This window comes from Bacillus sp. SRL543, from assembly GCF_984799205.1.
In genome coordinates, this window is record NZ_OZ481794.1 from 4,310,101 (window position 1) to 4,336,578 (window position 26,478).

The following is a 26,478-nucleotide window of genomic DNA, read 5'->3' on the forward strand; positions in this document are numbered from 1 at the left end:
GTATTGATTTTGTAAGCGCTTATTTACGAAAAAGGCTTGCGCTGGGATACACAAGCCTGAAATACATTATATGGATTTTAATTAAGTCGCATGATCTCAAATACACTTCCAAGGTTCTTCCTTATCGGTTCCTTACAAATATACTGTAGAGCCTATTACCTTTAGAGACTAAAACTTTATTTAGAATTACTCAGCTTTTTTAAATCTTCCTTTTTAATAGTGATCTTCAGCTCCCAATCCTTAATCCACTCCGGGCTTTCATCGATAGCTATGAAATGAAGATTTTCATTATATGGAATTTTAAATTTCATAAGCTGGTTTTTCCGCTTGGCACTGTCCCTGTCACCTTCATGCTCTACAGAAGTCTCCTTGCTTCTTTCCTTGCCATTGATCAGAGAAAAGTTCTTTTTCCTTTCTGGCACAAAATCTCCCTTTACATCAAATTTAACCCAAACTTCTTCTTTTTTCTTTACAATTTCATTAATTAGGATTCCGCCATTTTCTCCTTGGGGCAGAAAAATAGGGAGCTTTTCGGTAATACTTATTATGTTTTCCTCCGGCTCTCCTTTTAAGAATCTTAAACTTATATATGGTTTAACTGTAATGCGTTTTGGGATACTGTCCGCAGGAGAATATAGGATACTAGTTATGCGAGTACCCGTGCCTGATTCGTATTTATAGGATGAACCCGATTCATTTAGTGGTGTCAACAGCTTACCTTTATCATCATAAACTTTATAGGCAATAACTCCTGTTTCCTGGATTGCTTCTTGAGTCTGCTTTGTCTCAACATCAATTAGCATTCCGCTTGGTGAGAAAGTCATTTTCCTTATTCTGAAATCTCCCAGATTACTTTTACGTACTATAGATGGCTCAAGTTGATAAATTTCTCCGATCCTTTTAATCGGGAACGAGAAACTCCAGCTGCCTTCTATAGTATCGCTTTCCATATCCTCCGTATTAATCAGTTCATCAATGCTGAGTTCGAAAATAAAGGTTTCAGGAAGCTCTTTTTCAATATCGATGTTAACAATTTTATTAATCTTATTTTTTTCTCTTTCTATGATTTTTCCTCCTGAAAATCCAATATCCCCAGCATCTTCACCGTCTATTTTCATATTATATGCAAAGAAGTCCAAATCTTTAGCTTTGTCCTCATTCTGATTCTCGATAGTATATGAAGCAGAAATCCTTGCTCCATCAAAGAAAACCTCATTCATTGTAATCTTAATGCCATTGCTTTCAGCTGATTGATCAATCTGCTGGGGCTCATACTCTTTTAAGGCTTTTTTCTGCCCTTCATCTCCATGTTCTTTCAACAAGCTTTCTAAGAATGGAAGTGCCGATGTGATATGCGGCTTAAGCGGTGTCTGCAGAAGGGATACAAGGATTACAGCCAAAAGGACAGGCGTCATGATAGAAGCAGCAATAATCGCAAAGCTGGCTTTTTTCTTGCGCTCGATACTGCCGTTTTGTATCTTGGAAAACACAATCTTCTGATCCTCGGCAGAAAATTTCAGTGTTTCCTGTTCTTGCTTTGAATAAATCCTATTGAATTTTTTATCAGGATTATTCATAAATGAAACCCTCCTTTTTCAAAATCGGTCCCATTTGCTCATTTGCTCTTCTTAGCCTTGTACGTACGGTCGCTTCCGGAAGCTTAAGGACGGAAGCTATTTCGCTTATGCTGAGATCCTGAAAGTATCTCATGAATACCACTTCCCGATATTTTAGCTTCAGTTTAAAAACTGCTTTTCTCACCGAGCTTGAAAACTCCTTATCAATAATGCTCGTTTCCAAAGAAGGCTCAGATTCTTTCTTTTCAATGGGCAACCCAAATGGAACCACCCTTCTGACAAGCGAACTTTTCAGATGATCCTTGCATTTATTTATCGTCACCCTGTAAAGCCAGGACTTAACGTAATTTTCCTGGACTTCATTTAATTGCCTATAAGCTGTAACAAATACATTTTGTACGATGTCCTTTGCATCCTCGCTGTTTTTCACGTATGAATAGGCAAGATAAGTCAGTTCGGTGCCGAATTCGGCCATTAATTTCGCTAGTAATGCTTCCTCTTTTCCCTCGGGATATCTCTCTGAAATTTTGCCGGCTTTCATTTTTATCCCCCTTTCAACAATTAAACGAGGTGGATCACATTTTTTATTCAAAATCATTATAAAAGCCCCATTTACCAATTATAGTAAAATGAATACAGGGTTTGAACCCCCGTTTTTTTGCCATTCGTCTAATTATTAAGAGAGGGGGGAAGGTATGTTGGAAAATGCCATCAACATAGAAAATGAAAATGCCGATATCTTACTCGACGATATCATGGAAGAGTTTGGAACAGATTTAACCATCCTGGCCTTTTCCTATGTAAAGGATATTGAAGCCTCTAAGGATATTGTTCAGACTGTATTTTTGAAATGTTTTATGCACATAAAAGGTTTTGAGAAAAGGTCATCTTTGAAGACCTGGCTATACCGGATTACAGTCAATCAATGCAAAGATTACTTGAAATCGTACTATATCCGGAAAATTTTTCTGACAGACGATACAAAGGAGCAGGCAACAGAGCAAACGCCAGAAACTATCACGCTGAGAAAGCTAAACGACCAGGGCATCATCGACCACATCATGAGCCTGCCAAAAAAGTACCGGGAAGTTCTGATCCTGCGGTTCATCCACGAACTGGAATCAAAAGAAATAGCAGACATATTATCGATACCACTGGATACAGTTAAAACCAGAATCCGCAGAGCCAAGGATAAGCTGCGCCCGACTCTAAAGGAGGAATATTTTAATGAAGAATAAATCACCTTTAAAACAGGAGTTCATCAATCAATATGGAGATGGCCTGCAGTTTTCTGAAAAAGATAAAAAAGGCGTATTCCTTAAGATGGAGAAACAGCAAAAGCCTAAAAGAATAAAGCTTATTCCGGCCCTAACACTGGCTGCGCTGCCTCTTATTGCGACTATTCTTATTATCAGTTCCAACTCGTCTATCAATAATCATCCAGAGAAGCCTCTCAGCTCCACTATCGCGGATGGGGACGAAGCAGTGCATAATCCATTGGGAGATGCAGGGCTGCAGAATCTGCATAATGAAGGGAAATTCCAGGAGATAAACCAGACCGTTGAGGATAATGGCATTTCAGTCACCATCCATGAGGCCTTGTATGATGGAGACCGCATCGCTTTGATCTATTCGGCAAAAAAGGACAATGTACCAATGGAGCGTCCATACTTTTACGACAGATTAACAGTAAATGGAGATAATTCTTATAATTACTCAGGGGGTGCCCGCAGTATAGACAATGGGCCTCGTTACCTGCATCAAATTCAACCTTCCGAGGATTGGCCAGATCAGTTTGAACTTGGGGTTCAATTATTCTCTGTTGGAGAACAAAAAGGAGAGTGGAACTTTGAATTTCCAATTGAGAAAGCAGTTGATGCCCTTGAGCTGCGGCCAACAGATACTGCCAGCAATGATGAATGGACAGTTACTCTTGAAAAAGCTGCATTATCCCAAAGCTCCACCTTTCTAAAAGTAAATATGGCCACACCGGGATTAAAAGAGGAAGTCATGGGTCATCTGGATAGATTCATTTTTGAAGTGAAGGATAATAAGGGAAATATCCTTCCATTCATGATTATGGGAGGTACTTCCGGAGAAGATATTACAGGCGAGTATATTGAAAAATACAGGCTATATTACGAGCCAATGAGCAAACTGCCTGAATCGTTATCCATCCAGCCTTATATCGAGGATGCAGACTATCATGAAGCACTGGATAGCCCGCTTAAACAAGAACTGCCTTTTTATCTGCCCCAAGATAAATATGGCGGAATCACAATTACGGATATACAGCAAAAACAGGGGGAAACCTGGATAAAATACAAAGCGGACGGACCGCCAAGCCTTACACGCAGTCATCTATCATTAAAGAAAAAAGGAGAAACTGCCGAGATTGAACGGTTAGACAATTATACCAGTGATCAGCAAGGCTATATCCTTGCCCGGTTTAAAACAAATGATTCCCTGGATGAATTAATCGTGAGTATCTTTAAATCCAATATTAAAAAGCTCGATGGCCTTACCTTACAAGTAGAAGTTAAATAGTTATAGAGAGCTTCAGCCATATTGGCTGGCTCTTTATGTCAGCTGGTTTTCTTGCAGTAACAAAAAGAATGCTATTAACAAGCGTCGGCACCAACACCAAATATTTACAAATAATCTGACAGAGACAGGAATGTCTCCTCCTGCGCCTATATGCCAATAAGCAACTAAATATTCAAAAAATATACATTTATCAGCAGGAAACTTCCTCCTTTTGCCGAATAATGACAGGAAAAAGGAGATGATCATATGGAGCAGACTGTCAAGGAAAAATGGATTTGCTCTAAATGCAAATCTGAAATTGCTGATTACACAGAGTTTGTTGATAATGATGGAGTTTGTGATGATTGCTACAGCATTCCTTTGAAGAAGAGGCGCGGATTGGTTATCAGGTAGGAGCTTATACAAAATGAATGAGAATCTTTCAGCACCCTGATGGGTGTTTTTTTATGAAAAACAGGGAGACAGATTCACTGTCCCCCTGTTTTTTGAAATTTTATTTTCTCCCCTTCTTCTTTTCATCCACTTTAATGATGATGGTCGTTAAAGGTTCGATGGTCAGCTTGTTTTTCTTAAGAGAGAATCCTGATTCTTTCTTGACCTGCTTTGTGCCCGCTTCATCGTTATCGGCCAGCACCTTGCCTTTGGAAAGATCCAAATTTCCGAGCGTCAAGCTGCGGGCTTTGCTGTCCGCATTAACGAAGACATAGTAGCTGCCTGTTTTGTCTGTGGAAACATTCTTATATGCAATCAGTAGGTCCTGATCCTTCATTTCCGGGAACTTCAGCAGAGAGACATTTTTGTCTACGAGCTCTTTATCGCCGAGGCGGAAGGCGTTTGTTGACCTTCTCAGCTTGATCAGCCCTTCTGTATATTCCCTTGTAACAGCATTCACCTTGTATTTTCTGCTGTTCGTGGCTTTTTGCCAGTCGAACTTGTTGATCGCATCAGATGAATCGTAAGAATCATGGATAAAGTATCCAAACGGATCCCCATTTTCATCTGTCAGCTCATGATACTTTTGCTCCGGAACACCTTCTCCGAGCCACTGCTTTGTCCGTCCGTATTCCTGGCCGGCGTGCAGGAATGCGGTTCCCTGCGAGGTCAGGATCAGCGAGTTGCCGAGGCGGATACGCTTATGGATTTCCAGATTATTTTCCGGGATGGCCGGGTCTTTTTTAATAGACTGGGCAATCACATCGTACAGCGGCAGATTATCGTGCGCTGCGATGTATTGGACCATGTCGCCTGGATCATCATCAGCGGTATTGGACGGCTGGCCTTTAATGTTATTAAAAATAACATTCAAATCACGTGCACCGCCTGTGAGGAATCTCGGCTCACCTTCCGAACCGAATCCAGATTTCAGCTCATTGCGGATTTCATCAGAGAACACACCGACATCATCGGTCTTATCCATCCAATCCTGATCGGCTCCCATTCCTTCAAGTGCCGGGTCAGCGAGATGACCTGCAAATGTCCGCCAGCCTTCACCGATGAACAGGGCATCCGGATTGATTGCGGCAGCTGCATCATAGGCATTCTGGATGGAATGATAGGTTGCATCCCCCATCATGTCGAAACGCATGCCATCAATCTTGTATTCATCAAACCAGTATTTCACCGAATCTACCATCAGCTTCTCAGCCATCGTATGGCTGGTTGCGAGATTATTGCCGAACCCTCCAAGGAAATTGCCTTTGGCATCCTGGAAAGCATAGTAGTTTGGCACAATATCATTGAGCGTGCTTGCTTTTGCCATATGGGTGTAAACAACGTCAAGGACCACACCCATGCCGGCATCGTGGATTGCGTCGATTAATTTCTTCAGTTCCTTCACACGCAGCTCCGCGTCTTCAGGATTTTCCGAGTACGCTCCGTCAGGCGAGAAATAGCTGTGCGGATCATAGCCCCAGTTATACTCGTTTCCTCCTGCTGAATATGTCATTTCCCTCTCGCCCATTTTCGTCTCATCGCCAAAATACCAGGCCATGACAGGCAGAAGCTGGACGTGTGTCACACCCGTCGACTTAATATAGTCAAGCTTGTCGATGAATGCTTCATAAGAGCCCCATCTCGCATCCAGATCGCCTTTGATGGAAGGATCGGAAGTGAAATCGCGGACATGGACTTCATAGATGATGGCATCTTCGCGCTTTTCATATCCTTTGATTTTTGCATGATCAAAGTGTTTCGGGTCTGTACCCTTCAGGTCGATGATCGCCGCTTTTCCAACATCATCGCCGTCAGGCCCGGCTTCTCCTTTCGTGTTGACGGTAAAAGCCGCCATTGATTTCGCATAAGGATCAAGCACCTTTTTTGTTACGCCATTATTGGTGACTTCATATTGGTAGTAATAGCCTTTCAAGTCCTTCACCCGAAGGTCCGACGGCTTGACTTCTTTTGACCAGACGCCTTTTTCACCAAGCTTGAGATCAAAACTGCCGATCAGCTTAGCAGCATCATTTTCATCATAAAAATTGGCACTTACCTTGCTGGCTGTCGGCGCCCAAAGCTTCAGCACAGCTCCGCCTTTTTTGTAGGTGGCCCCAAGGTCATCGCCATCATAACTGTACAGTTTATCCAGCATCCGCCAGCCTGATGAAGCAGAAACTGTGCGGCCGGAATAGGATACGGAAAGCGGCAGTTTCTCAAGTTCAAAATCTGCTTTAACCTCAGCCGTTTTCTCACCTGTAACCTCTGCACTTGTGACGGCTATTTCTTTTCCATCCTTATCTTTAATGGACAAGCCGGCTTTCAATCCGTCTTCTGTCAATCCTTCTGTCATTGTAAAGTTTAATAAAATCGTATCTTCTGAGATGACTTCTGCAGAGGTCATCCCTGATGCCACATCTCCATATGGTGAAATATAGACCACGTCGTCTCCCTGCTTGATCCAAAGCTGATTATATTTATCCAGCAGGTTGAAGGTCTTGTCACTGGCATCCTTTTCCCCAGTGCTTTCGTTCACGATAAGAAAGCCCAGTTCCTTGCCATCTTCATTCAGTTCGATGTCAGCATACGCCCCGTACCGGTCCTTTCCGGTAAAATCAGCCGCGCCAGCTGGCCAATTATCAGAAGGAGCTGCTGAATCGCCCCAGTGCCATAGTCCGAAATCATCATAGTCCCCGTTGTCACGGGTATAATGGATGCGGACGGTGTTGTCCGGAAGATCGACAGGTTCATAGGTATACACCTCATCCGACCCCTGCTTGATCCAGATTTCATTCATCTCCGGCGAGGAAATGGTCAAGCTCTTATCGCCGCCGTCCTTGCCTGCATCCCCTTTGGACACATCCATAATAAGGAAACCGATATTTTTGGCTCCTTCAGCAAGGGGTACATCAATATAGGCACCATAGCTGTCTTTCTTTTCGAACATCGTTGCTCCGACCGGCCAGTTGGCTGACGGGGATTTCACGTCATTCCAGAGCCAGGCTCCGTAGTTTTCATAGCTGCCGTCACCGCGGTTATAGTGGATGCGGACAGAGTTCTCGGGAATCGGCTCTATTTCAGGTTCCTCGCCCTCTTCCCCGCTTTGAAGCGCTGCCCCTGTGATGCTGCCGTTATCCACGGTCAGCAGGACAGTACCGCCATCTGAGTTGGCCGGGATTGTCAGAATAACTTCTCCAGCTTCAGTAGTTTGATAGCTTTGATCAGCATAATGGTCTGTTACTGTGGCTGTTTTTGAATCAACAGCCAGCTTGATGGTTTTTGCCTTATCCGCTGTGTTCAGGCCGGCATACACGGTCTGCTCCCCATAGCTGCGGGCAAACAGCAGGAATTGCTCCTTGTCAGAGCCGCCAATCACTGTACGGTCACCTTTGGCAAAAACCTTGGAATGGTCTTTCCTGAAGTTAAGGATCTTTTTATAATGCTCGAGCATATCATTGCCTTCTACTCGATCCCATGCAAAATCATAGCGGTTATCATATTGCGGGTAATTATTGGCGCCTGTCTGGCCAAGCTCTTCTCCGTAATAGATGACAGGCTGGCCTTTTGCCGTTGCCTGCAGGGAGGCTGCTACCTTCATTTTGCCCTTATCACCGCCGAGTGAATGCAGGAAACCGTCCTCATCATGGCTGCTTAAAAACTGGCCAAGCGTTGCTGCGTTATCCACTTTTGCATTCCGGGCAGCAAGATCATCATTGGCAGCCTTCAGCTTGCCGTTCACAAAGTTGCGGGCTGTTTCTTTGAAGCCGAAGTCAAGCAGGGAATCCATCATCCCGGACTCTAGGTAGCCAAAATCATTGTCTGGTGCTGCACCCCATGCTTCCCCGATCATTTTGAATTCCGGCATTTTTTCGGTGAGCGCATTTTTGAAGCTCATCCAGGTGGCGTCCTCCACATGCTTGACGGTATCCACACGGAAATAATCGATTGTGTTGCCGTTTGCTGTTGTTGCTTTTTCGATCCAGTCTGTCTGCCAGTCGATGATCTGCTTGCGGACGGCAGGATCTTCTGTTTTAATATCCGGAAGGTCAGCCAGCTCGCCAACAACTTCATCGGTGCCCACATTCGCACCCTGGCGGACGATATCCTTGAAGCGGCTGCGGTCTTCATCATCCGGGTAGCCTGGAGGAGGATTTTCTTTATCAGCATCCAGCTCTTTGAGGCCGTATCCGGTATGGTTCAATACAACATCCACCATGATTTTAATGCCGCGCTCATGGGCTTCGTCAATTAATGTATGGAAATCCTCCATCGTACCGAAATGAGGATTCAGGGTGCTGAAATTTTCCGCCCAGTATCCATGGTAGGCATAATAAGGTTCAGCCTCACCGTTACGTACATCATATTGGATATTTTCCACGACCGGGGAAATCCAGATCGTATTGACCCCAAGCTCATCAAGGTAATCCAGCTTATCTGTTACCCCCTTGAAATCCCCGCCCTGGTAGGCGCCGCGGGAATCATCATAACCTAGATCATATGGGTCATTATTGGAGTCATCTCCGTCAAAGAAACGGTCTGTCAGCATAAAGTAGATGACAGATTCATCCCAGTCAAAATCATTTTCGCCGGCAGATTGCCGTGTTTTGATTTCAATCTCGGCATTCCCGCTATATTCATTGCCATAAGAATCCACGGCTGTAATGGGAATATTTTCCACACCGGCCGTTGTGCTGTCATCTGCAGCAATGGTGATTTTGCCGAGAGAAGGGTCAATTTCCAGCTGATCAGAACCTCCCAAAGAGGAAGTATCAGCTAGAATTTCAGTGATTTTCACCTCGTCAGTGAGTCCCGCTATATCCACACTCAGAACTGCATTTTGGCTATAGTCGATGGCTGCTGGCTTGGTCGAAGCTGATACAGTCAAGTCAGCCTGCTCAAAGTCAATGGCAGAGACACCATCCGTGGTGTTGTAAGGATCTGTAACCTCTGTTGTCTCCCCGCCTTTAGTAACAAGAAATGAGTATTCATGCTTTCCGTTTGGGATATTCTCGTATGTAAGCATGAAACGCTCGTTTTCCTGCTCATACACCATTTCTTTATTTTCACCATTAAACTTCAATTCAACTTTTTCAATGGTGTCCATGCTGTCATTGGCAAAAAGCTCTTTATCACGGTAATAGAAAGTTGCATTGCCTTTATTGATAACAGGCGCTGAGCCGTCCGGGACGATCCGGATCTTTTCCACACCGCTCGTGATGTATGCTTTTGTCAAACTGTCATTCTTGTTCACAGGAATGACGCGGTCGCCAAATTCCTTTTGTGCTGTATTCCAGTCCTCTGTACTGCGGAGCACAAAACCGAACTGTTTTGTTTCAGGGGCAACAGCAATATTGACGGTTGCAACCCCGTTTTCATAGGATTCAAAATTAATCTGGTCATCCTTCACGCCTGTGTTCCAGGCCCAGATATTCCAGCCGTCATATGTCTTGTCATCACGTATATAAGTAAAGCGGACCTGTCGTTCAGAGGGTTGTGCTGCTTCAGGGGTGTCGGATGCTCCTGTTTCTGCTGCTGCCGCACGTGCCGGCATAAATGGCAGCCACAGGCTCAATAGCATAATGGCCGACAGGAAGATGGATAGTTGGCGTCGGTTTTTTTGCATGAATTGCTTTCCTCCTTTTGGTTGGTTGATAGGATAGAATTTAGGGGGAGCCTCCTTTCTGTCGGGGATAGTCCTGCAGCGCGGGTTGCGAAAGCGTTTGCACAAAGTTGCACAACTAAATGACTGTAACCGTTTGCAAATTATAGGATGAAATGACTATAAATGTGCGTGGTATGAAATGAGAGCTTGTGCAACCGCTTGCAGTACGTAAGCAAATTTTACAATAATTTTCAGATAACGGCAACTGTAAAAGTGCTGTGCCGGGGGGCGGGTTGGGCCAGGGGGTCAGGTCCCTTGGCCCTTAAGTATTTTTTACAAAAAGTAAGGAATTAATTACATATATAGATTCATAGTCATGCTTAATCTGAGAACGGGTGACAATGGGCATGATCTTTCTATACACCTGATAGGACGAACTATTCAATTATTTCGAAACGCGAAATATTCGACACTCTTCATTTCATTCCTACAAAACTAGACCTGTGCGTGATTTATATTTCGACAAGGTGACGGCGGCTTGTCGATTTACAATAGTCTTTGTAAGCAAAGCGAAGGAGAGTGACAGGATGAAGGTAAACAAATGGATTGCAGGATTAAGTACAGCAGTGGTTTTATGTGCGGGGGCTGGAGGCACAGCTATTGCGGCCCAATCTCCTGACAGCGGCAAAGCAGGACAGTATGAGGCCAGCTCTGTGGCTGGATTTACTGACTATGCCGAAATGGTAAACAAGCTCCAGCAGATTGAGAAGAGCAGCCAGGGCAAAGTGTCGTTATCGGTTGTCGGCCAATCCAATCAGGGACGGGACATTTACCAGGCACGAGTTGGTACAGGGGAAAAAGTGGTACTGATTGAAAGCGAAATTCATGGCAATGAAAAGACAGGCACAGAGGCACTGTTAAAAATTCTTCAGTATCTCGGATCCAGCAATTCACCGGAAGCGAGGCAGATCCGTGAAAATGTCACTTTGGTGGTGCTGCCAAAAATCAACCCTGATGCTTCTGAGCTTGACCGCCGCGGAAATGATATGTCCTGGGAGGAAGCTGTGCAGGACTTTCCTCAGCTTGCAGCCGCCGCAAAGCCAGCCTGGAATTATTATGCCTCAGGCACAATCCAGGAGCGGAATTACACCGGACAGCCCGGTTTTGATGTGAACCGCGACTTCAATCCTGACCTGGATTACGTCCCGCAGGCCGGAGATTTCCCTGGCAGGTCAAGCGCACCCGGCTGGTACATAACACCTGAATCTCAAACTGTAAGGGATGTGTATAAAGCATTAAAGGCCGAGTTCGGGAAGGTTGATGTCTTCGTTGACCTTCACCATCAAGGAGAATACTATGTAAAGGGAACCGACGACATCGTCACGATGTCCTTGTCAGGCGAGTTTGTGCCTGATCCAAACACTCCAGCAGGACTAAAATATGCAGAGTATGCGGGTCAGTATAATGTGGAGTTTTCAAAGCAGCTGAACCTGGCAGCTTATAATGCCCTGCAATCAATCGGAAACTCGCCGTTCAATAACATCACCCTCTATCAGCAAAACCTTGACCTTCCAGGCACTGCCTTGGGAAGCTTCGCCCTTAACGGCAGCGGCACTGTTCTGTTTGAGGTTAGAGGCCAGTCGCATACACTGGGACAAAAGAAAAAGGGCCAGCTTGTAAAGGCGGTTGAAACCGGTTTGAATGCCATTATTAAAGGGGTTGCGGACGGCTCGGTGGAGAATCTGGATGCGGATGATTATAACGAGATTCCAAATACAGCTTATGAGCCAGGACTATAGAGCATTATATAAAATAAAGCCTCCATCCTGCATTGCTGGCAGGGTGGAGGCTTTTAACAGTTTAATTGCAATTATACGTCATCAGCCGCTGGCCCACATAAATCTTATTCGGATCCGAAATATTATTTAAGGATGCGAGATAGGAAGCCGTCACCCCATACTTAGCGGCAATTTCAGAAAGAGTGTCTCCTGACTTCACATAATAATAGACCGGGCCAAAGCAGCCTGGAGGCGCGGCTTCGGCAGTGGAAGTGCCTACAGTGCCGAATCCCCCCAGAATCCCTAAAGACATAGCAGACGCTAATACAATTTTCCCAAGCTTTTTCATAGAAATCTCCTCCTAATATAGTTTCGGTTCTTCCTTTCAAAACTATCAAATATCGGAAGCGTTAACAATAGGGTTGACCTTGGGAAAACTTACGAAAGTCTTGTTATGATAACTTAGGGCTTATGGAGTGTTTATTTAAAGGCTAATCTAATTTAAGAATACGAGGTTCTTTATTGCGTAATTTACTCGCAACAGGAGTTGACCTAACGTTCTTTATAACAATTCCTGCTTGGGAAAATCAGAAGATGATAGTATCTTTGAGCAAAAAAAAAGGAATAAGTACCTGTCCCTCATTCCTTATACCGCCTTAGACTGTATCATAAACTTTCGGTCTCCGTCCCACCATGCTACCCTGAGCTCAGGGTATTGAGAGGATATTAGAATGGCCTCTTCCACATTCGCCGTCACCACATGGGTAAAACCGAGTGAAATCGCCATTTTCCCTTTATCGATATGCCCTGCGGCAATCCCATCGCCTTCGCGGACAAAGGAAAAGAGCTGTTCATCCCAAAGGGTTCTCTCAAATTGGTGATCTGCAATATTTTCTGATCTAGAAACGCTGCTTTCCGCTGGATTAAGCCTGAATCTTTCCCACGGCAAAATAAAGCGGGCATTTTCTTCCGTTGTTTCAAAGCAGAAAAAGTCAGGCACTGATGCTGATTTCGAATCCTTGCAGATTACCAGTGTTTTTACTTCAATTCCTTGTTTTATTAAAAACTCTTTGCTGTTAATCAGCGTATTTCCCATTCCGGCAAAGTCTTCAACAAGGAGGACTTTCTCAAGTCTGGGAGCCTGCCCTTTCCACTCTGCCGACTCGCTGCTGCGGTCATAGGTCAAAAAATAATAAGGAAGCCCCGTCAGGAAAGCCAGGTGAAAGCCAGGAAAAGATCCGCCCCGCAAAATAATCACAAGCCCGTCAAAGCCCTCTCTTTTTATCTCATCCGCCATAGAATCAAGCGAAAGGGAAATCTGATTATAATCAAGATATATATTCTTCATTTATCTAGCCTCTTTTAGAAAAACTCAATAACCGGGAAAGCTGCTAAAAGCTTTGCCTGTGTCATTATATTATAGAAAAAGAGGAAGGGTAAATGGAAAAGCCTGAGAGGGTGCCAGGCGCAAAAGGGGCAGCCGCCGCTGCCCCCTCTCTTAGATCATTTGCTAAAATTTATACTTTCTCTTTGCTCCCCCAGCAGAATAGAAGTCTGCCTTGGGCTTGTCTGCGCAATGATCCTGCCGTTTCGGATAGAGTAAAGGACGGCTGCCTGCTTGCGGATGGCTTCGTATTCATTTTCAGCGTCTAGGACAATGAAGCTGGCCGGTTTTCCGGCTTCTATCCCGTAGCTGTCTTCGATGTGAAGTGTTTTGGCGCTGTTATCGGTAATCAAGTCAAAGGAACGGACTATTTCTTCATAGCCCATGAGCTGGGATACGTGTATGCCCATATGGAGAACCTGAAGCATATTTCCTGTACCAAGCGGATACCACGGATCAAAAATATCATCATGGCCGAAGCTCACATTCATTCCCGCTTCGAGAAGCTCCTTCACTCTTGTGATGCCTCTCCGTTTTGGATATGTATCAAAACGGCCTTGAAGATGGATATTCACAAGGGGGTTAGCCACAAAGTTTATTTCCGACATCTTCAGCAGCCTGAAGAGCTTGTAGGCATAAGCATCATTATAGGAGCCCATCGCCGTTGTATGGCTGGCCGTCACCTTGCTGCCGAACCCCCGCTCATATGCTTCCGCTGCTACCACCTCAACAAACCGTGATTGCTCATCATCGATTTCGTCGCAGTGAATGTCTACTAGACGGTCATATTTTTCCGCAAGGTCAAATGCAATTTTCATAGAAGATACACCATATTCTCTCGTAAACTCAAAGTGCGGGATGCCGCCGACCACGTCTGCACCCATTTTCAGCGCTTCTTCCATCAGCTCTGCCCCGCTTGGATAAGAAAGGATCCCCTCCTGCGGAAAAGCAACCAGCTGCAGATTAACATGGGAAGACATTTCTTCTTTTACTTCCAGGAGCGCCTTCAGCGCCGTCAAGGTTGGATCCGTCACATCCACATGTGTGCGGACATGCTGGATTCCCTGTGCGATCTGCCATTTGAGCGCTTTTTTAGCCCGCTCCTTTACATCCTCATGTGTTAAAGTTTCCTTGCGCTGTGCCCATCTCTGGATACCCTCAAACAGTGTGCCGCTCTGGTTCCATTCAGGCTCTCCTGCTGTCAGTGTTGTATCCAAATGAATATGCGGTTCAATGAAAGGAGCTGAAACTAGCGATCCTTTTACATCAAGCTCCTCACCTTGCCAGTCTGATACATCTCCCTGCGACAATTCCGTAATCTTTCCGCCTCTTACTGTTATATTCCAAAGCCCATCCTTACCTCTAAGCTTCGCATTTTTAATTAACATCATTTAGCTCACCTTTTCCATTTCTGTTATTGTGCCTGTGTTTGCCGTGAGAGCTGCAAGCTTGGTGATGACGACGAATGTGATCGCCGCCCCAAGCAATGCATTGACCGGAGGAATTCCCGGGATGAAATTCGCAGCAGCCACGCCCGCACCCCATGCGAACATGGCCGGCCAGTTGACAGCTTTGAATCTCATTTGCTCAAATTTCTTATACTTGCCTTTGTTGATGATAAAATAGTCCGCCAAAATGATGGCTCCCACCGGCGGCAGGGCTGCCCCAAGGATGGTCAGCCATCCGACGAAGTTATTGTAAAGCCACATCGCCATGATCGTACCGACGATTCCGTTAAAAATGACAACCTTGCTTTTCGCGATTTTTGTGATGCTTGAGAAGCCGAGGCCGGACGCATACAGCGCATTATCATTGGTTGTCCAAATATTAAGCCCTAGCACAAGGATGGCCGGGAGGATCAATTTTTGAATGAACATCACTTCGGAAATATCAGATTGGCCAGTCGCGATGGCGCCGATAGCACCGAAAATGAACATGAGCGAATTTCCGATAAAGAAGGCAATCACAGTCGTGATCACTGCTGACCGCTTTGTGTGGGCGAAGCGAGCAAAGTCAGGTGTCAATGTACCCGCACTAATAAAAGAACCCACACAGATCGTCAATGCCGCAGCAAGCCCGATTGCTTCTGTTGGCTGATACTGCATAAGGCCGTTAAGACCGCCGACCGTTTCCGTTGCCTTGAACACTGAAAAGCTGCCAAGAATGGTGATAAGCGGGACCGCGATAAAGCTCAGAATCGCCAGTGCCTTCATTCCAAAAAACGCTGTCGCCGTCATCAGGATGCCTGCAATCCCAATCAGCAGATACGCATCAAGCCCAGTCACCTTCTGGACAGGAAGAGCAAACATCGCCACACCGACGCCGAACCAGCCAACCTGTGTAGCAGCTAATAAGAATGAAGAAAGATAAGAGCCCTTTTCACCAAATGCATAGCGCGTCAGCAGATGTGTCGATAAGCCGGTCTTGGCCGCGATATAGGCAAGCGCTCCTGTATAAGCGCCAAGTATCAGGTTCCCAGCCAGGACGATTCCGATAAACTGCATAAAAGTCAGCCCTGAACCAAGCGTCCCGCCTGACCACATGCTTGCCGAGAAAAACGTCAGCCCCAGCATCACCACAAGCATTCTCCAAAAACCGGTGCGGTGCTTCTGCGGAACTGCACTCAGTGAAAAATCCAAATCTACTTTACTCATTTTCCATTCCTCCTATAAGTTTCAATAATGTTGAAACTGGTACCGAAGGATCCTTCGATGATAAGAAGTTGGACACGAAAAAAGGCTTCTCGCCGTTTCCGACAAGAAGCCTTTTTCCTCATGAAAAACCAGCGGGCAGGATACACCTCACCCAATGATTCTCATAATTTCCGCTGTCCTTGCCAGCCTCACGGGACTGAATTAAAGGTACCAGTATTTAATTGGTTATTATTATGGCAGAAAAATAGGGGGATGTCAAATAGGGTGGCGTGGGATGAGGTTGTGGCGATGGTGGAAACTAGAGGGATGTCTTATAATCTTTGTGTTTTTACGAGATTGTAGGTTTTCCGGAAAAATTAGGTATCTGCTTTGCAAAAATGGGGAAAATTATCCTGCTGGATCGCATTGAGTGTTGGTATAGCATGAAAAATGCCCTTCTGCTATATGCAAAAGAGACATTTTTTCTTAGTTGGGGCAGCAATCTTATACGATTCTACATAAATATTCTATTTTTCTACTTAAATTCTTAGTTATTCTACCTATATTTCCAATGATTCTACAAAAAATCAGCGTCATTCTACATAAAATACATTTACTGGAAAAAATACACCCTAACGCCGCCAATAATGCCCCCATTCTACGAACCAAAGCATATTAGTTAAAGACAGACAAAGAGCCTGCTCCCATAACCCACGTCCGAGCCATCAGCATATCTCCAGCCGATGTCATATGCACCCCATCCGTCGTCAGCTTAAGTTTACCTCCCGACTCCAGATACCGGAGGAATGCCTTACGCTCCGTAACCACCTCTGCATTGAACTGCTCAGCCAGTTCATGCACTGCCTCAACATACGGGACAAGCAGCCGGTTGCCTTCCGAACTGACATCCTCCTCAATGACAGTCGGCTCCATGAGCACAATTTCAGCTTCAGTCTCCTTCTTCACCTGTGTCAGCAATTTCTCATAAACTTCTTTAAATCGCTCAGGCCCTATCTGCACAATCCCCGGACTGTCCAGCTGCCGCCATACATCGTTAATGCCAATCGAAATGGACACAAGATCCGGCTGAATATCAATGACATCCTCCTTCCAGCGGTCAGCGAGGTCAGTAACGCGGTTGCCGCCTACTCCCCTGTTGATGAACTCAAGCGCCTTTTCAGGAAAAGCCGTCATATAATAATCTCGGAGAGTCCTTACATAACCATAACCAATCTGTTCAGGATCCTCCCTTCTGCCATGGTCTGTGATGCTGTCGCCGATAAATAAGAGTTTTTTTGATTTCATACGCTCACCCGCTTTAGTTTGATTCTATATATATTAGATCATCATCCTGGGGATTCCTGCTGGCAGGACAAGATTACAGGTTTAGGGCCATACCAGTGTCTGCAAAAGCGAGAAAACAAGTCATCATATGCTGAAATTGAACTGCTCCCTGCAAAAAGGTGTGGAAACAAGCAAAATGTCTTGCCGATGAGTATTAAAAGCTGAAAAAATGCCCCTCTAACATATACTAGAGGGGCACTTCCCATTTATTGAGTTGGAATCCTATCGTATTCTACATGTATCTAGAGCGATTCTACCGACTTTCGCTGTTATTCTACCAACTCTTCTGGTTATTCTACCGACTTCTCGACTTATTCTACCAAATCGGCTATTTATTCTACCCACTTCTCTATTAACGCCATAAAAATTACAATCATTACCAAAACTCCTCACCAATCCCGATATATAGCACTACTAAACAACCCCCCTCTAACCTATCAGCGACTGATAATACTCATACCCCTCTTTATCTGTAAACCCTTCATGCACCACTTTCCCAACGGCCTGCACCATTTCCTCCGGATGCTGAGATTGGAATATGTTCCGGCCCATGTCGACTCCTGCTGCTCCTCCCTGGATTGAATTGTAGGCAAGGGTGAGTGCGTCTTTTTCCGGAATTTTTTTGCCTCCTGCGACCACCAGAGGAACGGGGCAGGCTGATGCTACTTTTTCAAAGTCATCGCAATAATAGGTTTTGACAATCTGGACACCGAACTCCGCCAGCATCCTGGTGGCGAGCAGGAAGAATTCGGTGGTGCGCGCCATTTCTTTGCCGACGGCGACGACACCCAAAGTCGGAATCGAGTATCTCATGCCAAGGTTGACAGCTTTGTTCAGCTCTTCAATCGTCTCTTTTTGCCCGTCCGCGCCGATAAAGGTCTGGATTGCAATGGCGCTGGCATTCATCCGGACTGCATCCTCGATATCGACGACCATGGATTCATGGCTCAGGTCATTTTGCAGAATAGAAGAACCGGATGACGCCCGCAGTGCAATCGCCTTGTTGAATGAAGGCGGCACACTGCTTCTGATCGCCCCCCTTGTTCCCATCAGGCAGTCAACATATTTCTCAAGCCTCGGGACAAGCAAATCGATCCGTTCAAGTCCTGAGGTCGGCCCCATAAAATAGCCGTGATCGAATGCGAGCATAATGGTCTTTCCAGTCTTCGGGTTGAAGATCCTCGACAGCCGGTCTTTCATGCCCCAGTCATAATTGGCGGCCCCTTTTACATGGAAGCTCTCACCGCCCGCAAATGGTACGTCTTCAAAAAAGTTCTTCGCCGCTTTATTGCCGATATTATCTGCCATTCTCCGCAACTCCCCCTAATTAAAAGTCATAATCACCAGTGTTTTCTTTTGTAAATACAATCCGCTCCGGCAGCACGATGATTCCGGAATCGTCCGCTTCATAGTCATAGCCCTGGATGCTGTTCGGTTCGACTGTCACTTCGCCAAGATCAGGAACCTCGAGCTTGTCGCCAACCTTCAAATCATTGCCCTGTGCCAGGTGGTAAGCGATATAAACAGCAAGCGCTCCTTGATCCTGGACATCCCATAAACCATGATTCAAGATGGTGCCGTTCTCCAGGAATGGTCTCATGGAATTCGGTGACGCAAACCCGGTGATCGCAATATCTTTCGCTGTCAGCCCTTTATTCTCTGCTGCCTGTGCCATTGCCGGAAGGGCAGTGGAATCAGGGCATATGATGGCGTCAATATCTGGATAGGAATCAAGAATGCTTTCCCCTACCTGCAGGGACTTCTGCTCATTTCCTTCACCAAATTGCCTTGTGACAATTTCCCATTTCGGATACTTCTCTTTTATATACTGATCAGCATATTCAACCCAGGAGTTCTGGTCAGGCACGGTCGGGCTGGAATAGAACCAGGCGACCTGCTGGGCTTCGTCCGGGTTTTCCAGCTGGCCGGCGACCATATCGACGAGCATCGCACCGAGGATTTCCGGTGTTCCCTGATTCACATAAACAGAACGGTATTCCGGATCAACGTCCGAATCCCAAGTGACTACCTTGATGCCGGCATCCAGCGCTTTTTTCAGCGCCTGGTTCAGGCCGTCTGAAGAAACAGAAGCGATGGCAATGGCATCTGCCCCGCTGCTGACGGCGCTGTTGATGATCTGGACCTGATTGGCCACAGTCCCTTCCGGCGCCCCGTCATACTTGACCTTGAACCCTTCTTTCTTGGCCATAGCCTGAGCCCCGTTATTGCCTGATTCAAAAAATGCATTCCCGGTCATTTTCGGGATAAAGACAACTTCAATGTCATCAGCTTTTTTCCCGCCGGAACTGCCGCCGGAGTCTTTCTCCCCGCTGCAGCCTGCCAGCAGAAGCGAAGCCATGGCCATACCAAGGAACAGCTTATAAGGCTTAAATCTCATCTCAATCGACCCCCATTTTTTTAGGTGCAAGAATTCTTTTTACCGAATGCTTTAAATCAGATGACAGTCCAAGGAATGCGACAGAAATAATCAGAAGCAGGCCGGTCGCAAGGCCAATATACTGTGTGGAGACGCCGCCCATCTGCAGGCCGAGCTGCAGCAGGCCGACGATGATGCTGGCAAGCGCAGTGCCGAGTACACCTCCTTTGCCTCCCGTGATCAGTGTTCCTCCAAGGACAACGGCAGTCAGGATCGGCATCAAATATTCAGAGCCGAAATCCGCCCGGGCACTGCCCAGGTAGGAAGTCAGCATCACCCCTGCCACACCTGCGCTCAATCCCGATAGGACATAGGTGCTGGCGATGATTTTTCTAGTATCAATGCCTGCGTATTCTGCCGCATTCTGGTTAATGCCGGTTAGATATATATACCTTCCATATTTCGTTAAATGCAGAAGGATATATGCGATGAAAAACATAACAAGGAAGAGGAGAACAGAGTTCGGGATGCCCATCACTTCCCCATAGGCGAGATTGCTGAAGGCCTCCGGAAAGCCTGATATCCCTTCATACGTACTCACTCCTGACAGGCCGACGATGACGATGGATATGCCGCTGTAGAGCAGCATGCCCCCGAGGGTGATCACCATCGCCTGCACACGTCCGTAAGCGATCAATATTCCATTCAAGAGCCCGCAAAGCCCGCCGGCCGCTAACGCCAAAAGGACCGACAGCCAAATATTGAGCCCTGCCACCTGCGATAGAATCCCCGCCAGGACTGAGGTCAGCCCAATGATTGATCCGCCGGAAATATCGATCCCCCCTGTAATAATGACAAAGGTGACAAAGAAGGCGACCAGGGCGATGCCGATAAAATCATTAAAGCTTCCCAGCAGGATGGAGATATTCCAGAACCTCGGATTGATCAGGCCGAAAACGAGTATTTCCACCAGTAAAATACATAGCAGCATAATGTTCCATCTAGGAATCTTCCGAATCACTTAAATTTGCACCTCCTTTTGAAGGATCCGCGCATTCAGCCTTTCCTTTTTCGCCTTTTTCATCGCTTTCCTGGTCAGCAGGGTGTCGATGACCACAATAAGGATTAAAAGAGATCCGGATATGGCCGCATTCCAGAAAGCTGGAACCTTCATGAACACAAGAGCCGAATTGATTGAAGTCATAATGATGGCGCCAATCCCCGCTCCGATGACAGACCCGATCCCGCCGCTGAGAGAAACCCCGCCGAGAACAGCGCCCGCAATGACGGTCATTTCAATGCCGGCTCCCGCTGTGGTTGAGATGAAGCCAATTTGGCTGGCGAAAATCAGGCCGGCAATAGAGGCGGAAATACCGGAGATAACAAAGGCATAAGTTTTATAGCGCTGCACGGGGATTCCGAGCAATACCGCTCCGTCTTCGTTATCGCCGATGGCGGCAAAATACCTTCCCTTATTGCTTTTTGAAAGATAAAAATGGACAAGGATCACCGCTGCAATCACCAGCAGGGAGAGGATATTCACACCGGCCAGACTGAACTTGGAAAGACCCTTAAAGCCTGCCGGCAGATTCTCCACCCATTTCCCATCAGCATAGATCACATGGAGAACCCGCGTGATTTCAAGCACTCCCAGGGTCATGATAAAAGAAGAGATCTTCAGCCTCGTCACTCCCAATCCATTGATGAGCCCGATGGCTGCGCCTATGAAAAGGGCTGCCGCTGCTGCCGTGAAAAGGCTGCCGCCGCTTTTCAGGATGGTGCCTGCCACCGCAGCGCTGAGCCCCATGATCCCCCCTATCGAGATATCAATATTTCCTGTCAGCAGCACAAATGTCATACCCGCAGCCAAGACAATATAAAGAAGGCTGCTTTTTACAGAGGCCTGTATGTTTGCCAGAGTCAGAAAGTCGCTGTTTACGAGGCCGACAAGCGCAAACAGCATAAATAAGAATAATAAAGTCCTGAATTCCCGCCGTGACGCCGCCCATTTCAACGCAGACATCTACATCACATCCTTCATAACGTTCCGAAAGCAGATTTCATCACATTGGCAGCATTGATTTCATCAAATCCGAGACATACATTGCAGGTGCCCTGATAGATGGTGTAGATTCTGTCACTGAGTCTCTCAATCTCCTCCAGATCGGAAGAAATCAGCAGAATGGAATAGCCCTTTTCTTTTAAGTCGGCTATGATGCTGTAAATATCGCCCCTGGCACCGGCATCAATCCCCCTGGTCGGTTCATCCATGATGATCACCTGAGGGTTCCCGGCAAGGATCCTTGAGATCACAACTTTCTGCTGGTTCCCGCCGGACAAAGATTTGATCTCATCCTCCTGGCTGCTGATCTTAATCCTCAGCCGGTCGACATATTCATCTGTAATGCTGCTTTCCTTCTTCCTGCTGCTGAAAAAGCCTTGCCGCCTGAGAATTTGGGCCGTCAGATTATTCTGTACCGAGCTGATAGAGAAAATCCCATTCAGAAACCTGTCCTCTGGTATGTAAGCCAGGCCATTTTCAATTGTTTGGCGGACAGGCAGATTCGTAATATCCTTCCCTGCCAGGAAGACCTTCCCGCTCTTCACTTTACTGATGCCATAGATCGCCTCAGCGATTTCCGTCCTTCCGGCGCCAACCAGCCCCGCCACTCCAACAACCTCACCTTTATAAACCTGGATGCTGATATCCTTGAAGCCATCCCCGCTGATGTTTTGCACATCAAGGACAGGTTCCTCATCTGCACGCCCCCTCTGCCTTTTTTCAAAAACATCCTTACCGCTTTCCAGGCTTTCTTCCGGCAGCAGCCCTTTAATGAGCATCTCTTTCGTAAATTCATCGATTCTTCCTTTAAGGGTGATCCTGCCGTCGCGGAGAATGACTGCATGGGTCGAGATTTGGAAAACCTCATCAAGCCTGTGTGTGATATAAAAAATGGCCACACCCGATTCTTTCAGCCTATCAATCAATTGAAATAATGCTTTTGTTTCAGCAAAGGTCAGTGCAGAAGTAGGTTCATCGAGTATAAGGACCTTCGCATCCCTGAGGAGCCCTTTAATGATTTCCAGCTGCTGCTGCTCTGCAATTGATAAGGAAGCGGCCAGCCTCCCAAGTTCAAGATTCCAGTCCAGCCGGCGAATGAGCTCAGCGGCCCTTGACTTCACTTCAGCCTTATCCCTGGCAAAGCCAATCGTCAGATTCTGTTCAACTGTCATATTGGGAAAAAGCAAAGGCTCCTGCGGCACAAGATAGATCCCTTTTTCATGGGCAATGGCGGGATGATACTGGCCGATTTCCTCTCCGCCAATCTCAAGGATCCCTGCATCTGCCTTGTGTACGCCGGTCAGAATCTTCATTAATGTGCTTTTCCCTGCCCCATTGCCCCCAATGATTGAGATAATCTCCGATGGTTTTATTTCAAGCGAGACCCCCTTCAGGACCTTATTCTGCTGAAAGGATTTATGGATATCCTCAAGCCGGATAAGGCATGGAAGCTCTCCCATCTGCATCCCTCCTTCTACATACCTACGTGATTGAAAACGCTTACTTGCTACATTTTATTCACGGCAAATCATTTTATTAATTTTTGTTTGAAGAAAGTATGAATTTATTATTTTTCTTCTGAAGTTCTAACCGGCCTAAGCCTCCTGACGCAGTGGCATCCCATTGTCCCTGCAATTTTTTCGTATCAGCATGCCCGCAGCCACTTTGCTGTCATATTTTCTTTTTCCCTGAACATATGTTTAACTGTAAAGATTTTGTTTGCATCCCAACAGAAGATGAGTGATGACAATGTCCTATGAAAATGATCTGATTACAAAGATTGCCTGGAAGTACTATATTGAGGGGCTGACGCAAAATGAGATTTCCGAATCTCTGAACCTTTCAAGGATGAAGGTGATCAAATATCTTGAAAAAGCAAAGGCCAATCATGTGATCCAGTTCAGGATCGATCTGGAGAAAATCAATTATCAGGAGCTTCAACAGAAGATAAAAGAAAAATACCAGCTGAAGGATATCTATATTGTCCCCGCCGCCAATGATGCGGAAAGCGAGAATTTCACGCTGGCCGCGGCGCAGTATATTGAAGACAGAATTACTGGTGATACCTTGATCAGCATCGGCTACGGGGAAGCCGTTTCAAAGACGCTGGGGCATTTGCGCATTTCCACTAAATATAATGTGACATTCGTGTCTTTATCGGGCGGTGTGAAATTTTATATGCCGACTGCGATTGATACACGTTCCGATTACTATACCAATCCAAACTACAAGCACTACATCATCCCCTCTCCATTAATGGTCTCTTCCGAAAAGCTGGCAAAGGAAATGCTCTCGGAAAAGCCGATCAGAAATGTGCTCGAAATGATTCCGCATTCCAATATGACGATCATGGGCATCGGCGCCCTTAATGACAAAGCCACCATTGTAAAAGAAGGCTATTTGAATTCCATGGATATAGACATCATCAAAACCCAGGGGGCTGCCGGCGATATGCTGAGCCAATTCTACGATATTAACGGCGATCTCATTGATTTAGATCTTCATAAACAGCTGATCAGCAGCGAAATAGGCATACTGAAGTCACTCAATCACGTGGTGGCCGTTGCCGGAGGCGCTCATAAAAGGGAAGCGATCATCGGCGCCCTAAAGGGAGGATATATTGATGTTCTGATTACTGACGAAGCAGCAGCAAGAGGCTTAGTGGAGTGAGCCGGCTAGGCCGGATTTTATCAGGGGAAGGATGACTGTGAATGGATCAATATTTAATGGCGATTGATGCAGGGACCGGGAGCGCCCGGGTCATTCTCTTTGATACAAAGGGAAGCGAGGTCTGCACCTCACAGGCAGAATGGAAGCATTTAGAGGATGAAAAATATCCCGGGTCAATGGATTTCGATGTGGAGAAGAACCTGAATATCATTATTGGATTAATTAAGGAGACCATTGGAAAAAGCGGCGTAAACCCTGATGCGATTATCTCTGTCTCGACAACCAGCATGAGGGAAGCCATCGTCCTCTATGATGAAAACGGCCGGGAGCTTTGGGCCTGCGCCAATGTCGACTCCCGCTCGGAAAACGAAACAGCCAAACTAAACAGCGGGGACAGCTCCCTGGAGGCTGAGATGTACAGCATCTCCGGCCAGACCTTTTCCCTGGGCGCCATTCCCCGGCTTTTATGGGTCAAAAATAATCTGCCTGACATCTATCAGCAAACAAAGTATGTGACCATGCTGAATGACTGGATCGTCTACCATTTAACCGGCATCCTCTCTGTCGAGCCTTCCAATGGTTGCACGACCGGACTCTTCAGCCTGGCGAACCGAAGCTGGGAAGCTGAGATTGGCAGGAAAGCCGATTTAAGAGATGATATTTTCCCAGCCGTATATGAAAGCGGAACAGCAGTTGGTAAGATCACCTCTAAAATGAATGCGCTTACAGGTTTGAGTACAGAAACCCTTGTTGTGGCTGGAGGAGGAGATGCCCAGCTGGCCTGCATCGGGGCCGGGATCATCAATGAAGGAGACGCCGCGGTCATTGGCGGAAGCTTTTGGCAATATGAATTTACAACGAAAAAGCTGCAGATGGATCCTGGATGCAGGGTCAGGATCAACTGCCATAGCATTCCTGATACATGGCAGTATGAAGCCATCGCCTTCTTCCCCGGCCTTGTGATGAAATGGTTCAGGGATAGCTTCTGCGATCTGGAAAAATATCTGGAGAACGAAACGAATGAAAGCATCTATGAACAAATGGAGAGAAAAGCACTGCATGTCCCGGCCGGCAGCAATGGCCTCCTCTGCACCTTCTCAGATACGATGAATTATATTTCCTGGAAGCATGCAGCACCCGGCTTCCTTAACTTCAAGCTGGACAGCGGCAAATTCAATAAAGCCGCCTTTTACCGGGCAATCATGGAAAACGCTGCCTTCGTTACAAAGGGAAATATGGAGCTGATCAGCGGTATAACCGGCGCTTTCCCCGCCTCTGTCGTATTTGCAGGCGGAGCTTCCAAAAGTCCATTATGGTGCCAGATTGTATCAGATGTCCTCAATAAGCCAGTCAAAATTCCAGTGGTACGAGAATCCACTGCCCTTGGTGCCGCCATCTGTGCAGGTGTAGGAGCAAATATATACAGCAGCTTCGATGATGCAATTGAGAAGGTCGTGGCATTTGAAAAAACCTATTATCCTAACAAAGAAAATCACGCAGTCTATGAAAAGCTGTACCAAAAGTGGACTCGCATTTATAAAAACCAGCTGGAATTGGCTGACCAGGGACTCACCGACCATATGTGGATCGCCCCAGGACTAAAAAAGAGCGGAGTGTGATGAAAGATGAGCATCATCAATGAAAACGAGGAAGCATACCGTTTCGGGGACAGCGGACCGAAATATCTCCTGAGGGGGCCACGAATGAACTTCGGACTCGTCGTCCTCCAGCCTGGCCAGGACTTCCCTGCCCACTACCATGAAATCATGGAAGAAAACTTCTTCGTCCTCGAAGGCGAGCTCGAAATCCATATCGACGGCGAGATCTTCAGCTGCCGGAAAGGCGACTTCATCCATGTTGAGCCGAAGAAAGTCCATTATTTAGTCAATAAAGGCAAGGAAGTTTTTAAAGGGGCGTTTATGCTGGCTCCGTATCAGATTAAGGATAAGGTGGATGTGGATTATAGGCCGGGGATTTGAACTCGGCCTGGCAGCACAGGGACAGGTTTTCTGTTCCTGTATTTGTTTTTCCACAAAGGAGAATCATCTTCTATTCCCGCAGAAGGCAGAACA

General features: G+C 46.3%; 20 protein-coding genes. 7 read left to right on the plus strand and 13 right to left on the minus strand.

All coding sequences use genetic code 11. The annotated features are described in order from the left end of the window. Positions 1-176 precede the first annotated feature (176 nt). Together AC4E8B_RS21930 and AC4E8B_RS21935 are read right to left on the minus strand one after the other, a co-directional pair. Positions 177-1,577, minus strand: a complete 1,401-nt coding sequence (locus tag AC4E8B_RS21930; protein WP_490215571.1) for a DUF4179 domain-containing protein — start codon at positions 1,575-1,577, stop codon at positions 177-179. Continuing rightward, positions 1,570-2,175: a sigma-70 family RNA polymerase sigma factor gene (locus tag AC4E8B_RS21935; protein WP_490215572.1), complete on the minus strand. Its 606-nt coding sequence runs from the start codon at positions 2,173-2,175 to the stop codon at positions 1,570-1,572. The genes AC4E8B_RS21930 and AC4E8B_RS21935 overlap by 8 nt, the downstream gene beginning before the upstream one ends. Before the next feature lie 97 nt (positions 2,176-2,272). Here AC4E8B_RS21935 and AC4E8B_RS21940 point away from each other — a divergent pair, with 97 nt between their 5' ends. The 3 genes from AC4E8B_RS21940 to AC4E8B_RS21950 all read left to right on the plus strand — a co-directional run bounded on the left by AC4E8B_RS21940 (position 2,273) and on the right by AC4E8B_RS21950 (position 4,517). Then, positions 2,273-2,815, plus strand: coding sequence for a sigma-70 family RNA polymerase sigma factor (locus tag AC4E8B_RS21940; RefSeq protein WP_490215574.1), 543 nt, complete (start codon positions 2,273-2,275; stop codon positions 2,813-2,815). Next, entirely contained in the window at positions 2,805-4,124 is a 1,320-nt protein-coding gene (locus tag AC4E8B_RS21945; protein ID WP_490215575.1) for a DUF4179 domain-containing protein, read from the plus strand. The genes AC4E8B_RS21940 and AC4E8B_RS21945 overlap by 11 nt, the downstream gene beginning before the upstream one ends. Before the next feature lie 246 nt (positions 4,125-4,370). After that, positions 4,371-4,517, plus strand: a complete 147-nt coding sequence (locus AC4E8B_RS21950) for a hypothetical protein (protein ID WP_490215576.1) — start codon at positions 4,371-4,373, stop codon at positions 4,515-4,517. A gap of 100 nt (positions 4,518-4,617) precedes the next feature. Here the strand turns inward: AC4E8B_RS21950 and AC4E8B_RS21955 are convergent, their stop codons facing one another. Further along, positions 4,618-10,179: a pullulanase gene (locus AC4E8B_RS21955; RefSeq protein WP_490215577.1), complete on the minus strand. Its 5,562-nt coding sequence runs from the start codon at positions 10,177-10,179 to the stop codon at positions 4,618-4,620. Positions 10,180-10,745: 566 nt separating this feature from the next. On the opposite strand from AC4E8B_RS21955, the gene AC4E8B_RS21960 reads away from it, so the two are divergent. Continuing rightward, complete coding sequence (locus AC4E8B_RS21960) at positions 10,746-11,957, plus strand: M14 family zinc carboxypeptidase (RefSeq protein WP_490215578.1); 1,212 nt, start codon at positions 10,746-10,748, stop codon at positions 11,955-11,957. 61 nt (positions 11,958-12,018) lie between these two features. On the opposite strand, the gene AC4E8B_RS21965 is transcribed toward AC4E8B_RS21960, so the two are convergent. From AC4E8B_RS21965 to AC4E8B_RS22010, 10 genes are all read right to left on the minus strand, one after another. Further along, complete coding sequence (locus AC4E8B_RS21965; protein WP_009792881.1) at positions 12,019-12,285, minus strand: LysM peptidoglycan-binding domain-containing protein; 267 nt, start codon at positions 12,283-12,285, stop codon at positions 12,019-12,021. 297 nt (positions 12,286-12,582) lie between these two features. Continuing rightward, the gene (locus tag AC4E8B_RS21970; RefSeq protein ID WP_248137899.1) at positions 12,583-13,284 is read right to left on the minus strand and encodes a phosphoribosyltransferase; all 702 of its coding nucleotides are present in this window, start codon (positions 13,282-13,284) and stop codon (positions 12,583-12,585) included. Positions 13,285-13,439: 155 nt separating this feature from the next. Next, positions 13,440-14,708, minus strand: coding sequence for a cytosine deaminase (locus tag AC4E8B_RS21975; protein WP_248137930.1), 1,269 nt, complete (start codon positions 14,706-14,708; stop codon positions 13,440-13,442). A gap of 3 nt (positions 14,709-14,711) precedes the next feature. Further along, positions 14,712-15,974 carry a cytosine permease gene (codB, locus tag AC4E8B_RS21980; protein WP_490215579.1) on the minus strand — a complete coding sequence of 421 codons (1,263 nt, stop codon included), beginning with the start codon at positions 15,972-15,974 and terminating at the stop codon, positions 14,712-14,714. 654 nt (positions 15,975-16,628) lie between these two features. Then, positions 16,629-17,258 carry an SGNH/GDSL hydrolase family protein gene (locus AC4E8B_RS21985; protein WP_490215580.1) on the minus strand — a complete coding sequence of 210 codons (630 nt, stop codon included), beginning with the start codon at positions 17,256-17,258 and terminating at the stop codon, positions 16,629-16,631. Between the two features lie 468 nt (positions 17,259-17,726). Then, a complete protein-coding gene (gene lsrF, locus AC4E8B_RS21990) occupies positions 17,727-18,605 on the minus strand; it encodes a 3-hydroxy-5-phosphonooxypentane-2,4-dione thiolase (protein ID WP_490215581.1) in 879 nt (292 codons plus the stop codon). 19 nt (positions 18,606-18,624) lie between these two features. Further along, entirely contained in the window at positions 18,625-19,695 is a 1,071-nt protein-coding gene (lsrB, locus tag AC4E8B_RS21995) for an autoinducer 2 ABC transporter substrate-binding protein LsrB (RefSeq protein WP_490215583.1), read from the minus strand. 1 nt (position 19,696) lies between these two features. Further along, positions 19,697-20,695, minus strand: a complete 999-nt coding sequence (locus AC4E8B_RS22000; protein WP_490215585.1) for an ABC transporter permease — start codon at positions 20,693-20,695, stop codon at positions 19,697-19,699. After that, positions 20,696-21,697 (minus strand): ABC transporter permease, encoded by a 1,002-nt coding sequence (locus AC4E8B_RS22005; protein ID WP_490215586.1) that lies wholly within the window; start codon positions 21,695-21,697, stop codon positions 20,696-20,698. Between the two features lie 14 nt (positions 21,698-21,711). Beyond that, positions 21,712-23,196, minus strand: a complete 1,485-nt coding sequence (locus AC4E8B_RS22010; RefSeq protein ID WP_490215587.1) for a sugar ABC transporter ATP-binding protein — start codon at positions 23,194-23,196, stop codon at positions 21,712-21,714. 283 nt (positions 23,197-23,479) lie between these two features. Here AC4E8B_RS22010 and AC4E8B_RS22015 point away from each other — a divergent pair, with 283 nt between their 5' ends. From AC4E8B_RS22015 to AC4E8B_RS22025, 3 genes are read left to right on the plus strand one after another with little or no spacing between them, the layout of a single operon-like run. Further along, positions 23,480-24,406 carry a sugar-binding transcriptional regulator gene (locus AC4E8B_RS22015; protein WP_490219834.1) on the plus strand — a complete coding sequence of 309 codons (927 nt, stop codon included), beginning with the start codon at positions 23,480-23,482 and terminating at the stop codon, positions 24,404-24,406. A gap of 41 nt (positions 24,407-24,447) precedes the next feature. Continuing rightward, on the plus strand, positions 24,448-26,025 hold the full coding sequence (gene lsrK / locus AC4E8B_RS22020; protein WP_490215589.1) for an autoinducer-2 kinase: 1,578 nt from the start codon (positions 24,448-24,450) through the stop codon (positions 26,023-26,025). Between the two features lie 6 nt (positions 26,026-26,031). Next, on the plus strand, positions 26,032-26,385 hold the full coding sequence (locus tag AC4E8B_RS22025; RefSeq protein WP_332272986.1) for a cupin domain-containing protein: 354 nt from the start codon (positions 26,032-26,034) through the stop codon (positions 26,383-26,385). Positions 26,386-26,478 lie beyond the last annotated feature (93 nt).